This window comes from Pseudonocardia nigra, assembly GCF_019396355.1.
Classification (GTDB): Bacteria; Actinomycetota; Actinomycetes; order Mycobacteriales; family Pseudonocardiaceae; genus Pseudonocardia; species Pseudonocardia nigra.
This window is the reverse complement of sequence record NZ_JAHKRK010000222.1, coordinates 1-13,223: the sequence shown is the minus strand read 5'-3', so window position 1 is coordinate 13,223 and position 13,223 is coordinate 1. Positions and strand designations below refer to the sequence as shown.

Sequence of the window (13,223 nt, the reverse complement as noted above, 5' to 3'; positions counted from 1 at the left end):
CACGCGAAGACGCCCGCGCAGATGTCGCGAGGTACATCGAGTTCCGCTACAATACCAAGCGTCTACACTCCGCGCTCGGCTACCGGACCCCTAAAGAGGTCCACGACGAATACCTGAATCAGCAGCTCGTAGCGTAATCAAGAGCCATAACACCTGTCCGGAAAATGCAAGGCCGCCCAATACCCGTAAGGCGGCCGCCCGCCCAGGTAGCGGCCCTGCTCACGCGCCTGCGTGCGCATCGCAGCCAGCACCCGGTGCCGCGACCGCAGAACCTCCCGCTGCGACTGCGCACCCAGCACCGTGACCAGCGCTCGATGAATGGGATCACCCGGATCCACTGGTCCACCCGCCTCCGGCAGCCACACCTGCACACCGAAGCGGCCCAGCAACGCCGACACCCGGGCGAACTGGTCGCCGTAGAAGGCTCGCTCGTACTCGCCGATCACGACCGCGTCGAATCGTCGGTCCGCCGACGACAGCTCCGCGAGCAAGGCGGCGGCCTCGGGCCGGGCGGACCAGGGCAGCCGCCGCGAACAGCCCGGATCGAAGAACTCGACCGTCACTGCGCCATGGCCGGCGACCAGGCTGTCGGCGGCCTCGCGCTGCCAGCCACGGGACGAGGCTCGGTCCTGATGCCCGATGGTCGACGTGCGCCCGTAGAAGGCGAATCTCGTACCCTGCCCGCGGCCCGACCCGTGGTCGGTCCGCGAGGGCTTGGGCCGGTTACGCGCCATCCAGTCGTCGAGTAGATGCGGGCCAAGGTGCTCATACGCTGCTGCCATCCGGCCATCAGAACCGGACGGCAGGACCGCTCAGCTGGAGCGTCATAGCGGGTGGTGCCGCGTCGTGCTCGGGTCGGGGAAACCCAGGCTCCGGTAGCCGGGTGCGCGCTTGCGCAGTGAGGACGCGAGTACCCCGGTCTGGATGTCGTGGTAGTCGTGCACCTCGACGACGTGCTTGCCGGGTGCTGCGCGCAGCACCCGGCCGACGTACTGCACGAGGCGGCCCTTGAACGCGATCGGCGCAGCCAGGAACAGAGTGTCGAGCGCGGGGCAGTCGAATCCCTCGCCGACGTACGGACCCGTCGCGACCACGAGCAGCGGCCCATTGTCAGGCTGGAGCCGCTCCAGGGCCTCGCGGCGCTGAACGGCTCCCATCCCGCCACGCAGTACTACTGGTGCGTGTCCGGCGGCCTGCAGCAACTCGGCGAGCAGCACTACATGCGCGGTCCACTGGGTCAGGACCAGGCAGTTCCGTCTGCGGGCGAGGGCGGCCAGGACGTCGGCGAGTACTTGCTGGTTGCGGGCGTCGTCGGCGACGAGGTCGCGGTAGACGGCGGCGATCCCGCCAGGAGCCGACGCGTCGGCCTCGCCGCGGTAGACGAAGTCGGTCAGGTGGACGGTGAGGGATCGTTCCGGTGCGCCACCGGCCGCGGCGGCGGCGAGAGTGCCGGGCTCGGGGGCGGTCATGGTGTGCCGGACCGGGCCCAGCTGCAGCGAGATCAGGTCGTCGAGTTCGTCGCGGCGGTACGGGGTTGCGGTCAGCCCGAGCCACCGGCGGGCCGGGATCTGGCGCACGGCGTTGTCGAACGCGGCGGCCGGGAGGTGGTGGCACTCGTCGACCACGACGAAGCCGTAGCCGGCGGTCAGCTCGGGCAGGTCGTCGCGCCGCGACAAGGTCTGCAGGGTCACCACGTCGACCGTGCCGCGTAGCTTGGTGCGGCCACCACCGAGCTGGCCCGCGGTGACGCCGAGGTGCTCGGCCAGCCGCGCCCGCCACTGATCGGCGAGGGTCTTGCGGTCGACCAGCACCAGCGTCGAGGTGGAGTGCCGGGCGATCAGCGCGCACGCAATCACGGTCTTGCCCGCCCCGGGCGCCGCGACCAGCACCCCGTGGTCGTGATCGGCGAGGTCGACGACGGCGTCGGCCTGGTCGTCGCGCAACGTCGCGGTGAGCACGAACTGCTGCGGTGTGCCGTCCGCACGCCGGTCGTCGATCTCCAGCGCGCTGCCGGCCTCCGCCACGGTGCTCGCCAGTAGACCGGCCAGCCCGCGCGGAAGCACCAGCCGACCGTCGAGGGTCTCGTCGAAGGAGTGCAGGAACCGCGGGACGCCCCAGGTCGAGAAGCGGCGACGCTGCCGGTCGTAGAAGGCCGGGTTCGCCATCGACGCGGCGTGCTTGAGCGTCGCGAGCAGCGCCGGGGTCAGCTCGGCCATGTCGACCGAGGCGCCCGCGGCGAGTTGCACGCCCACCACCGGCGCCGGGCGGGGGTGGATACCCGACGCCGTGGCCGGCGCCAGCTTGGTGACGTCGACACCGACCTTCGGTGGGGCGACCTCCCCAGCGAACCGCGCCACCTCCCGTGGGGACAGCCGGTGCAACGAGGCCAGGTAGGTCCACTGGTCGGCGCGCGGCTCCAGAGTCGCCAGATCGAGGAAGACCGTCGCCCCGTGCCGGCGTGATCGGCCCTGCAACGGCGCGGCGATCAGGTTGCCGATACCCCCCGACGCCGGAAGCACGTCCTGGGACGGGAACAGCCGGTCATAAGCAGTCAGGTTCATCCGCCCGCGCAGCGCGATCGCCTCCCGCAGCAGGCCGGAACCCAGCGCTCGTGCGGTCGCGGCGGGCACCGCGCCGGTGAAGAAGATCCAGACGTGCGCACCGATACCCGACCGCGACACCTCCAACGCCGCCGGAACCCCGACCGCCCGAGCCGCCTTGAGGTAGGCCAGCGCGTCGAGCGTCGCGGACGGGCCGTCGAAGTCCGCCGCGAGCCAGTGGCACGTGTCGCCGGTGAGCAGCGGGTACAGGCCGAGGTGGACCTCGCCGGTCAGGTGCGCCTCGACCACCCTGTCCGTCAGGCGAAGGTACGGCCGGTTCGCTCCCTTCCGCCAGCCGCCCTCGACCGCGGGCGACCACCCCGAACGGCCCGTCCGCGCGTTGTCCCACCGGATCGCGTACACGTCGGTGCGTGCGGCGAACAGCGTGCGGAAGAACCGCACCTTGTCCGGCCCGGACGACGACGCGGTCACCGGACCGGGACGGTCGAGGAACAGCCCCGTCTGCGCGGCGGCGGGCGGGCGTGCCTGCTCGGGCGTGAAGTCAAGCAGCCGCCGCAGCCGCGCGTTCTCCGCCCGCAGCGCCGCCACCTCGGCCCCGAGAGAGGAAGCGGTCGAGGAGAACGGCGGGCCCGTCACAGCCCGGCGTGCCCGAGCCGCTCGACGAACGTCACCTTGCGGCCGTGCTCGCGCCGCAGGTATTTGAGCCGGGACGCGAAGACGGCCGGGTCGCACACCTCCCGCAGATCGACCAGCAGATCCACAGCGACGTCGTAACCCGACGAGTTCTTCTCCGCGATCCGCGCCGCGACCCGCGCCCACGCCCCGTCACCCTCGGCGGCCAGCCCGGCCAGCCGCTCCCGCCGTGCGACCTCGGCCCACCGTGCACTCTCAGCAGACCGGGCCGCCCGCCGATCACGCTCGGCCTGCTCGCGCCGTTCCCGCTGTCCCGACGCCTGGTCGAGCAACTCCGCCGCGGTCCGAACGCCCGCCCCGTCTCGCCGACCCGGTCCTGCCCGGCGCAGCGTCTCCGCGCGGAGCAACGGGTCGCCACCCTCCAACAACCCGACCAGCAGCGCGTCCCGCTCCGACCCGGACAGGCCCGCGACCCACCGCGCCACATCGACCCCCGCCTCGTGCATCGACGGTGACGCAACCGCGGCCACCTCGACGAGGTCCCGGTCGATCCTCAGGAACTCCACCAGCGCGGTCTGCGAACCGCTCAGGTGATCCAGCGACGCCGGCACCGGCGGCTCCACCGCGTCATCGGGGACCTCACCGACCTGCACGCCCAACAGCCACAGCAGGTACAGCGCACGCACGTCGCCGGCCAGCAACTCGGCCCGCACCGGCAGGATCGACGCCAGCACCCCCTCCCCGCCCCAGTCGAAGTCCCCCTCCTCGTCCTCGGACACCGCAGCTATGACCACATGATCACCCGTGGTCCACGCCGACACCGCATCACCGGAGCAGTACCGCTGCGCGATGTCCGGATCGACGAGTCGAGCCGGTAGCCGCACGATCAGCTCGCGGGTCCCCCAGTTCGCCAGGTAGAGGAACGCGTCGAAGTACCGCTCCACCAGCCGCCGGGGATCACCGGAGAAGCTGCCCCACTCGTAGGTGTTCACGAACGACGTCGGCGTGATGTGCGCCCGCGTCGACAGGCCACGCAACGCGTCGAGGTCGCGGTCACCCAGCGGACGATCCACCGCCGCGAACTCGTAGTACTGGTACTCGCTCACCCGTCCGCTCCCCGCACGTCGCCCTCGCGGTCAACCTATCGACCCACCGAGACGACCCTCAGCCCGCACGAGCCCGCTGGCGTCGCGGCGACCGATCACGGCACACTGCAGACGTGACCACCCCGACGGCCCTGGAACGCCCGGTGTACGGCATGAGCCAGGCCGCACGCCTGCTCGGCCTGCGCACCGACGCGCTCCGCCGGTGGGTCGACGGCTACGGGCGTGCCAGCACCTCCTACGCTCCGGTCATCCGCGAGGAACGCAGCGGCAGCGACACCGTGACCTGGGGCGAGTTCGTCGAAGCCGGCTATCTGCGCGAGTACCGCGCCAAGCAGGTCACCCTCCAGTACCTGCGCCCGGTCATCGCGATCCTCCGCGACGAGCTCGGCGTCCGTTACCCGCTCGCCACCCTCAAGCCCTACACCTCCAGACGCAGCCTCGCGCTCAAGGTCCAGAAGCAGGTCGGACTCGATCCGGCGCTCAACATCGTCGTCCTCGGCCGCGACGGATCGGTGCAACTCACCGACACCGCTGCCGCCTTCCTCGAGAAGGTCGACTTCGACGACGACGGCACCGGCGACGCCCCCCGCCTCTACCCCCTCGGCCGCTCCGTTCCCGTCGTTCTCGACCCCGACCACGGTTTCGGCGAGCCGACCCTCACCACCGGGGCGCGCACCGAGGCGATCGCCGAACTCATCGCCGCCGGCGAACCGCGCGACCGCGTCGCGGACGTCTACGACATCACCGTGAACGACGTCGACGCCGCCGTGCGCTACGAGAACGACCGCGCCGCCTGACCTCGTGCCCGCAACTCCCCAGGTCGCCCGCTGGTTCGTCGACGAGAACAGCCTCGGCGTCGCCAAGGCGCTCGCCTACGTCCGCGGCGACATCACCTGGCCCGGAGCACCCGACGGCCCGGTACCCGCGGGCGCCGCAGACACAGCATGGTTGCCGGTCATCGGCCGAGCCGGTCTCGTCGTGCTCACCCGCAACAAACGCATCCGCAGCCGCCCGCTCGAACGCCAAGCCCTGCTCGACCACAACGTCCGAGCCTGCTTCCTCACCAGCGGCGGCAGCCTGACCCTCTTCGAACAGCTCCGACTCTGGCTGCGGTACTGGGACGACATCGAGAACCTCGTGGCCCACCAACCCGTACCGTGGCTCGCCAGCGTCACCCGCGCAGGCGTCCGGGTCTTCGACCCGAGAACCCTTCGACCAGCTCCACGGTTCACCGCCTGCGAAGATGCCGTAGCCACGATCTGGCCCTCCGGGGTGCGCGCCGGCTACCGTCCAGCACATGAACCCCTGCCTGCGGCAGGGGTGCCACGAATGCGTGTTCGAGTCCCCCTTGAACACGATCCGTGGCCTCGGCCGCCGACTCGCGTCAATCCCGTTCTGCCGGCGCGCGAAGGATTCGGTCCTCGCTTAGCTTTCGGTCTCGATAATCTGGGCGCCGTCAGCGGCTCTCTGGACCGACTCGCACCCCTTCAGGGCGGCTGCTTTGGTCTCGTAGGCCTCGCCTGTGGCTACGACCTGGCCGTTGGATGCCTTCAGCCGGAAGCGGTACTTGCCGGCGCAGCGCGCGGCGGCCGAGGCGGCGACGAGAGGAACGGGAACCGCTCCGCGGTCACTGTGGTCTGACAGGGCCATGACGATGACGCGTTCACCGAAGACCTCACGCTGGATGCAGGCCCCGGGTTGGTTTGGCCGCCACCCCGGTCGTCGTGGATGGCCGGCCCGTGCCGCGCGGGGGCACGATCCTCGCCGGCGTCACCGCAAGCCTCACACTCGGTTCGGGTACAGCGGTCGCGCAGACCGCGGATGGGCCGGGCCTTCCCGTGAAGGCCCTCGCGAAGTCCTGCGATCTCAGGTTCATGCCCACCAAGCCGACCGTGACCGGCCCGAGCATCCTCGGCAACGCCTACGCCGTCTGCGACGTCCCACCCGAACGGCACGTGCTCACCCTCAGCCTGCAGTACCGCCAAGGCGGGACGTGGAAGACCGCCAACTCGGCCACCAGCACCGCGATCCCCGACCCACGCCAGGTCTACGAGGTGAAGACCGGATGCCGGCCCGGACTCTGGCGTGTCCATGCCGGCGTCGTCGGTACCCTGCAGGGGCGCGACTTCGACTTCAAGGACAACAGCATCGAGCGGTTCGTCACCGCCGACGACTGCGACAGAGGGAGCCGAGGGAGCCGCTGAACATGCCCGCCACCACCGGCCGCTACGCCACTCGCAACGCGGGCACGCTCGCCGGCCGCACCACCACCACTGGCGCTGGCTGCTCCGCGGCCCGCAGACTCGGCCGGGCGCGTCTGGATGAACGCGACAACGGCGGCGGCTACACCCTGCACCGGGAATGGGGACGCTGGACCCTGCGCCCGATCACTGGCTGGCGCTCCCTGCGCTGGACCACCCCAGCCCCACACGCCACCCGCGCCATCCCAGGCCACGACCGCGACGCCGCCGGCGACTGGGGGCTGAAGGTTCTCGGCCTGGCCTAGCGGTGTCGACGTAGCGATGCCGACGCTGAAGCGCTGCTCGACCCGCCGGTAGCCGTCGTCGACACCCTCGGCACCACCCGTACCGTCGGCGCCTTCGTCGTCGACCAACTCGATGCGCCCGCCCCGGTGCGCGCCAGGGATCGCGGGAGTTCGGCGGCCCGACTCGTCGCAACCCAAGCGTCCACGTCTTGCTGAAGCCGGTGCAGGGTGTCCTGCTTGCGCTGCTGCGGCGGGCGGGAAGGAGCGGTCATGCCGGGCAGCCATGCCCGACCGTCGAGGCCATGTGCTCCCCGGCCTCACCGCGGCGCCGGCAGCGGGGAACCGCGGGAGACGACGTGCAGGTCCTCCTCGGTCGGCCGCCCCACCACCGCGATGTCCCCGGCCGTGTCGGTGCGGCGCACCGTGGCGCCGCCCCGCTCCAGGCCACCGACCAGGCCGGGGTCGGGGTGTCGGTACCGGTTGCCGGCCCCGACGCTCACCAGCACCGCGCGCGGGGACACCGCGTTGAGGAACCCGACGGACGTGTAGCGGCTCCCGTGATGCGGCATCTTCAGCACGTCGGCGCCGAGGTCCGCGCCGGACGCGAGGAGGTCGGACTGGGCGGCGAGCTCGATGTCGCCGGTGAGCAGCAGTGCCCCCGCGGAGGTGGTGGCGCGCAGCACGAGTGATCCGTCGTTGACGGCGGTGCCGTCCTCCGCGTCGACGTCGGTGGGCGGGTACAGGGGTCCGAGCACGTCGAGGGTGAGCGCAGGCCACTGCAGGCGCCGCCCGGCATCGAGCGCCACCAGCGGGACGCCCGCCTCGCCCGCCCGGCGGGCCACGTCCTCCAGCGCCCACCGGGGCTCCCGCCCCGGACCCACGGCGACCGCGGATGCGGGCCGGCCCCGCAGCGCGCCGGCGAGCCCGCCGACGTGGTCGGCGTGCAGGTGGCTGAGCACGACCATGGCGAGCCCCTGGACCCCGAGCCGGTCCAGGCACGCGTCGACGAGGCCGTCGTCGGGACCGGCGTCGACGAGCACGACCCACCCGGGGCGTCCGGTGGCGAGCACGACCGCGTCGCCCTGCCCGACGTCGCAGGCGACCGCCGCCCAGCCGGCGGGTGGCCAGCCAGGTGGCGCGACCCGCGTGGGCACCAGCACGAGCGCGAGCCCGAGCAGCACCGCGACCAGCACCGCGCGGAACCGCGGCGACCGCCCCAGCACGAGCAGGGCGAGCACCAGCCCGGCGAGCAGCACCGCACCGCCGACACCGTCGGGCCACGCCAGCGCCGCCCCCGACACCCCCGCCGCGCGGTCGGCCACCTGCACCAGCCACCAGACCGCGGGCCCGGCGAGCCAGGCCCCGGCCTGCGCCAGTGGGTCGCCGAGGGGTGAGACGACCGCGGCGAGCACCCCGAGGACCGTCGCCGGCGCCACTGCGGGCACGGCGAGCAGGTTGGCGAGCACCGCGATCGGGCTCACCTGGCCGCTCAATCCCGCCACGACCGGCGCCGTGACCAGGAAAGCCGCCGCGGGGACCGCGAGCGCCTCGGCCGCCCAGCCGGGCACGCCGCGACGCCGCAGCGCGTCGGCCCATCCCGGGGCGAGGAGCACCAGCCCGCCGGTGGCCAGCACGGAGAGCGCGAACCCCGGGTCGACCGCCAACGCCGGATCGGCGAGCAGCAGCACGAGCACGGCCGCCGCCAGCGCCGGGACGGCGGACCGCCCTCGGCCCAGGGCCAGCGCGAGCAGTGCCACGGCGCCCATCACCGCCGCCCGCACGACGCTCGGCGACGGCCGGGCGAGCACCACGAACCCGAGCACCGCAGCACCGCTCAGCGCGGCTGCGACCCGGGGGTCGGCCCGCGCCACGCGCAGTAGGGCGAGCACCGCCCCACCCACGATCGCGAGGTTCGCACCCGACACAGCACGTCATGCACTTACGTTGACCCCGGCACCAGTCAGGACCCGTCCGCAAGCGACCAACGAGGTGGTCCAGCACCTCGATGTCGGGGGCCGGGAAGCCCTGCGAGCGCCGATCTTCGTGACCCGGATCGGGAACGCCAGGACGCCCTGGACGAGGCGATCGCGGGACTGACCGACGGCGCGGCCGGGCGATGTCGCGGTTGCTGGGCTCGACTCGCGGGCACGTTTTGATCTACCTCACCCGGCATGCGGATACGACGTCCAGGGCTCGGCGGGGTGCTGTGAGGGCGGAACCGCGGGCTGTGCGCCGGAGATCAACGCGGGCCGCGACCGCCGCTGCCGAGTTGGTCGCCGACGTGCGCGCCCCGGGCGGCGCTGCGGCGAGGTTGAGACCGGCGATTGTGGGCGACCGCCACGAAGGCGCTCCTGTCCCGCTGGCGATGGTCGAGAACCACCGTGCCCGCCGGCTTGGCGCATTGAGGTTCCCCCCGGGAAGCTCACATGATGCCGCGCTGGCGTGACTGGCGGGCAAGGGAGTCGCCGGATCTACCGCCCGCGTGGCGTGAGGCCAGGAAACGAGTTGGTATGGATCGGCCGCCAGGATGACAGCGGGCTTGGGCCGGAAAGGCCTATTTGAGTGCCATCGCATTACCAACGCAAGGGCTCGTGGCCCAGCGGAGCATCGGCGTCCGCAGGCGACCCGGACCGGTTGGGCAGGGTAGAAGGGTCAGGCCACGCGAATCTGAGGCATTTCGGCCGTCCGTTCAGCCGGGCGGGGTCCCCGCCTGGCGGCGGAACGTCGACGCGCTCGACGCATGTCCCGCCCAGCGCCGAATAGAAGGCCTGCGCCATGGAGTTCTGTTCGAGGACCCACAGGTACAGGCCGGACGACGATGACCAGCGGTGGACGGCGAGTGCGGTCAGGGAGAGCAGGCGGGTGCCGATCCCCTGTCTCTTGAGCGTGTACCGCACGTGGAGGTTGTCGACCAGGGCACCCCAGGTCGGGTCCTCGTTGAGCAGTGTGTGGGCAAATCCGACGACCTCGCCATTGTACTCGGCGACGATGGTGCGCGCCTGCGGCGATGGCGTCGCCAGACGCTCGGTCCACAACTGGGTCAGGAACCCGGACGGCTCCCCGTCTAGGAAAGCATCCGAGTACGCCCCTCGGTAGTGCCGCTGCCAACTGTCCGCGTGCAGTTCGGCGACGGCGTGCGCGTCCTCCGGACGGGCCACCCGGAACTGCGGACCTCGATCTGACATCGCTGTTCCTCTCAACTCAACACCTGGCGCACCAGCCTGTCAGCACCTGGCCGGGTAGCCGGTACTCGCGTTCCTCGGGCTGCTTGCCATGCAGGCTGTCCTCGACGAGGACCACAACGCGGTCCGCGATGACGTCCTCGTCCTGGCGGACGGTCGCCTTGAACGGACCGCCCTTTGCTGATCTCGGCGGGCACGAAGTCCTGCCTGTCCACCCCACGACCGCGATCCCGTCGCGTCCGGCGGCCCGGATCGCCTGTGTCGCACCGAAAGCGGGCTCGTCCCACGCCGCCCACCCACCGCGGACAGCGTTCGCGTCCGGGTGCGCGGCCGGGAAGTCCTGCAGGGACTTCTTGGCGTCCTCCGCCGGATCGGGCACCGCGACGTGCCTGCTCTCCACCACCCTGATTTCCCGCGGCCGACAGGGTCTTCCGCACCGCGGCCGTCCGCGCGCGCACCGCCGGGTGTGGGTCGTGGGTGAATATGAGCACGCGGGCACCGCGTCCTAGGACGTCGCTCAGCGCCTGGGCGCTCTTGCGGCCCAGTTCGTCGTTGTCGGACATCACGTTGGCCATGATGCCGTCGTCTATGCCGAACACCGGAACCGCCGCGGACCGCGCAGGCCAAGGCCCATCTGTGCCGGATCGCCCATGCCGAGCACGACGGCCATCAGTTGCCGGGCGGCGGCGTTCTGGATCTCGCTGTTGAGCCGGTTGACGTCGCCGGCGGTGTCGATGACGGTCACCGCCCACCCCTTTGGCCTCGGCGCGCTGCTGGAACTTCCTGAACCTTGGTCGCCGCGTTGGGCACGTTGGGCGTGACGACGGCGATCTGTGGCCGGTTCGCGTCCGACCCGGTCGAACAGCGGCCAGGAACAGCGCCGCGACCCGCAGGAACAGGATGCTCATTCGCTTCATGGTTTGTCCTGCAGTGCTTGGAAGGTGGGCGTGAGGGTGCTGTGCAGGGCGGCGTGCGCAGCGGCGAGCTTGGCGTACTGCATGCTCGCAGGACCAGGGCGCAGCAACGTGGAAGCGTCCCGGTCAGCCAGCGGCGGTGGCGGACGCCCGCCAGCGGCCCGGATCGCGGTGGCCGCCGCACCCAGCGCGGCGACCTCCTCGGACGTGTTGGTCCGCAGCACCGGCCGCCCCAGCACGTCGGCGAGGATTCGTTGCCACAGCCCGGATCGCGCGCCGCCGCCGGTCACCGGGATCGGCACGCCGTTGTCCGGCACGGTGTCCAGCAGGGTCCGGAACGCGAATGCGACGGCCTCCAGCACCGCCCGGTACAGCTGGTCGGGCCGCGTGGTGTCGGTCATCCCGACGATCACACCGCGAGCCAGCGGATCGCGCACCGGGAACCGCTCCCCGCGCAGCGACGGCAGCGCCAACAGCCCGCTGGGGCCGGCCTCGGCGGCGAGCCGGTCCGCGTCGGCGGCGGACATGCCGGGCAGGAAGGTACGCCGCGCCCAGTCCGCGGCCGCGCCAGCGCTGATCACCGCCCCGATCATCAGCTGGCGCCCGGGCGTGGGGAGCAGCAGTCGGTGCGCCGCCCTGGGAACCCGCGCCTCGGGCACCACGACCGCCAGCCACCCGCTCGCGCCCAGGTAGGTGTAGCCACGGTGCGGGTCGTCGCCGACGATGCCGATGGTCGTGCTGACCGCGTCACCCGGCGCCACCACCACCGGGATGCCGGGTAGCAGACCGGCCTCGCGGGCCGCGGGCGACGTCGCCGTGCCAATCGCTGCCTCGCCGTCCACCAGGCGCGGCAACACGTCGCGCAGCCCGAGTGCGTCCGCGGCCGTAGGCCACCACGTCCGCGCCGCAGCGTCCAGCAGCCCGGTGGTCGAGGCGGTGGTGACGTCGCAGCAGCCGACACCGGTGAGCCGCCACCCGACGTACCCCGAAGCGCCGAACAGCATCAGCTCGGTTCGCTCGAGCACATCGGGCTCGTGCTTGCGCAGCCACAGCACCTTCGCGGGCAGGCTGCTGGCGTCCTGCTCGTTGCGCGTGACGTCCGTCCACTCCGGACCGAGCAGGCGGTACGCCTCGGCGAGCTCGCCGTGCGCCCTGGTGTCGCTGTAGAGGATCGCCGGGCGCAGCGGCCGGGCACCACCAATGCACACCAGGTCCTGCATCTGACCGGTTAACGCGAGCATCCGCACCCTGCTGACGCTCTCGCCGCATCGCCCCAGCGCCTCGATGCTGGCTTCCCACCAGTCCTCCGGCTCCTGCTCGCCATGCGCGCTTGGCACCTCGGCCTGCCCGGTCGCCCGGATGCGGCCCCGCGCGTCCAGCAAGACAGCCTTCACCGCGGATGTGCCCACGTCCACCGCTGCTGTCCAGTCAGTCATGACCGACCTCCCACGAGCTTGGGCAGGCCCACCGCGGCGACGACAATGAGCCCGGTGAGCACCTGTTGTAGATGGGGCGAGACGCCGACGAAGTTGAGCCCGTTGGCCTGCACGCCGAGCAGCGCGATTCCCAGCAGTGACCCGAGCACGTTCGGCCATGCCCCACCGCATCGTCGTGCCGATGAACACCGCGGCGATCGATGTCAGCATCAGCGGGTCGCTGGCGGTCGAGTGAGCGGACGCGAGCCGGCTCGCCAGCAGCACACCGGCGACCGCGGCGTCTAGCCCGGACACTGCGAACCGGATGAGCCGGATCCGCCTCTGGTCGATTCCGAATTAGGCGGTCACTTCGGCATTTCCGCCGACCGCATGCAGTTGACGCTCGCCGGCGACCTGCGTGAGCGACAGCCAGACGGCGCTGGCCACGGCGAGCGCGAACAGCACGGCTACGAGCACGCCCACGACCCGGCTCTGGCAGGCGGTGGCTTAGGAATACATTCTCCGCCACTGAGAGTGCCGGCACGACACCGAATTCCTGGTGCCCGGCCGCGACTCCCGCGCGATGCGCGTCCGCGGCCGGGAACCGTTGCGGCACACCGGCAACCTCGACCACGCCCTGGTCCAGCGCCAGTACACCACTCATGATCTTAATGAGAGTGACCTTTTCTGACCCGTTGTCCCCGACGAGTGCGTGCACTCACCACGCCCGATGTCGAAGTCCACACCGGAAGCACCGCGACGCCGCCGCACGCCCGACGCGCGAGCAATCCCGCGAACACACTAGAGCGTGTCCCGTGGATCATGCGGGTGGGCTGCGGTAGATCTCTTCTGTGCTTGATCGCCACGACTTGACCGACGCGGAGTGGGCACGGCTGGAGCCGTTGCTGCCCGACCGGACACCGCGAC

The 13,223-nt window shown here is 71.7% G+C and carries 15 protein-coding genes and 2 pseudogenes; 5 read left to right on the top strand and 12 right to left on the bottom strand.

The window, feature by feature from the left end; genetic code table 11:
- The coding region (locus KME75_RS34450; protein WP_219419127.1) for an integrase core domain-containing protein at positions 1-137 on the top strand (137 nt) is incomplete at its 5' end.
- Here the strand turns inward: KME75_RS34450 and KME75_RS34445 are convergent.
- The 3 genes from KME75_RS34445 to KME75_RS34435 all read right to left on the bottom strand — a co-directional run bounded on the left by KME75_RS34445 (position 138) and on the right by KME75_RS34435 (position 4,300).
- Positions 138-734 carry a recombinase family protein gene (locus KME75_RS34445; RefSeq protein WP_219419125.1) on the bottom strand — a complete coding sequence of 199 codons (597 nt, stop codon included), beginning with the start codon at positions 732-734 and terminating at the stop codon, positions 138-140.
- 90 nt (positions 735-824) lie between these two features.
- On the bottom strand, positions 825-3,197 hold the full coding sequence (locus KME75_RS46330; RefSeq protein ID WP_219419124.1) for a DEAD/DEAH box helicase: 2,373 nt from the start codon (positions 3,195-3,197) through the stop codon (positions 825-827).
- Entirely contained in the window at positions 3,194-4,300 is a 1,107-nt protein-coding gene (locus KME75_RS34435) for a hypothetical protein (protein WP_219419123.1), read from the bottom strand. Before KME75_RS34435 ends, KME75_RS46330 begins: the two co-directional genes overlap by 4 nt.
- 113 nt (positions 4,301-4,413) lie before the next feature.
- Here KME75_RS34435 and KME75_RS34430 point away from each other — a divergent pair, with 113 nt between their 5' ends.
- Positions 4,414-5,097 (top strand): DUF433 domain-containing protein, encoded by a 684-nt coding sequence (locus KME75_RS34430; protein ID WP_219419122.1) that lies wholly within the window; start codon positions 4,414-4,416, stop codon positions 5,095-5,097.
- Positions 5,098-5,101: 4 nt separating this feature from the next.
- A pseudogene (locus tag KME75_RS45320) lies at positions 5,102-5,353 on the top strand (PIN-like domain-containing protein); the annotation flags it as partial.
- Between the two features lie 372 nt (positions 5,354-5,725).
- On the opposite strand, the gene KME75_RS34425 reads toward KME75_RS45320, so the two are convergent.
- A complete protein-coding gene (locus tag KME75_RS34425) occupies positions 5,726-5,950 on the bottom strand; it encodes a YegP family protein (RefSeq protein ID WP_219419126.1) in 225 nt (74 codons plus the stop codon).
- A gap of 224 nt (positions 5,951-6,174) precedes the next feature.
- Between KME75_RS34425 and KME75_RS34420 the strand changes: the two genes are divergently transcribed.
- Together KME75_RS34420 and KME75_RS34415 are read left to right on the top strand one after the other, a co-directional pair.
- Positions 6,175-6,504 carry a hypothetical protein gene (locus KME75_RS34420; RefSeq protein WP_219419121.1) on the top strand — a complete coding sequence of 110 codons (330 nt, stop codon included), beginning with the start codon at positions 6,175-6,177 and terminating at the stop codon, positions 6,502-6,504.
- 2 nt (positions 6,505-6,506) lie between these two features.
- On the top strand, positions 6,507-6,806 hold the full coding sequence (locus KME75_RS34415) for a hypothetical protein (RefSeq protein WP_219419120.1): 300 nt from the start codon (positions 6,507-6,509) through the stop codon (positions 6,804-6,806).
- A gap of 296 nt (positions 6,807-7,102) precedes the next feature.
- Here the strand turns inward: KME75_RS34415 and KME75_RS34410 are convergent, their stop codons facing one another.
- From KME75_RS34410 to KME75_RS46315, 8 genes and pseudogenes are all read right to left on the bottom strand, one after another.
- Positions 7,103-8,710, bottom strand: coding sequence for a ComEC/Rec2 family competence protein (locus tag KME75_RS34410; protein WP_219419119.1), 1,608 nt, complete (start codon positions 8,708-8,710; stop codon positions 7,103-7,105).
- A gap of 648 nt (positions 8,711-9,358) precedes the next feature.
- Entirely contained in the window at positions 9,359-9,970 is a 612-nt protein-coding gene (locus tag KME75_RS34405; protein WP_246633404.1) for a GNAT family N-acetyltransferase, read from the bottom strand.
- A 16-nt stretch (positions 9,971-9,986) separates the two neighbouring features.
- Positions 9,987-10,370 carry a type 1 periplasmic-binding domain-containing protein gene (locus KME75_RS34400; protein ID WP_219419117.1) on the bottom strand — a complete coding sequence of 128 codons (384 nt, stop codon included), beginning with the start codon at positions 10,368-10,370 and terminating at the stop codon, positions 9,987-9,989.
- Positions 10,371-10,553: 183 nt separating this feature from the next.
- On the bottom strand, positions 10,554-10,712 hold the full coding sequence (locus tag KME75_RS34395) for a hypothetical protein (RefSeq protein ID WP_219419116.1): 159 nt from the start codon (positions 10,710-10,712) through the stop codon (positions 10,554-10,556).
- 168 nt (positions 10,713-10,880) lie between these two features.
- Positions 10,881-12,317: a xylulokinase gene (locus tag KME75_RS34390; RefSeq protein ID WP_219419115.1), complete on the bottom strand. Its 1,437-nt coding sequence runs from the start codon at positions 12,315-12,317 to the stop codon at positions 10,881-10,883.
- Complete coding sequence (locus tag KME75_RS46325; protein ID WP_308283344.1) at positions 12,314-12,466, bottom strand: hypothetical protein; 153 nt, start codon at positions 12,464-12,466, stop codon at positions 12,314-12,316. Before KME75_RS46325 ends, KME75_RS34390 begins: the two co-directional genes overlap by 4 nt.
- A gap of 187 nt (positions 12,467-12,653) precedes the next feature.
- Positions 12,654-12,779 carry a hypothetical protein gene (locus tag KME75_RS46320; RefSeq protein WP_308283343.1) on the bottom strand — a complete coding sequence of 42 codons (126 nt, stop codon included), beginning with the start codon at positions 12,777-12,779 and terminating at the stop codon, positions 12,654-12,656.
- Positions 12,775-12,960 (bottom strand): annotated as a pseudogene (locus KME75_RS46315) (sugar ABC transporter ATP-binding protein); the annotation flags it as partial. The pseudogene KME75_RS46315 and the gene KME75_RS46320, both read right to left, overlap by 5 nt.
- Positions 12,961-13,223: the final 263 nt, after the last annotated feature.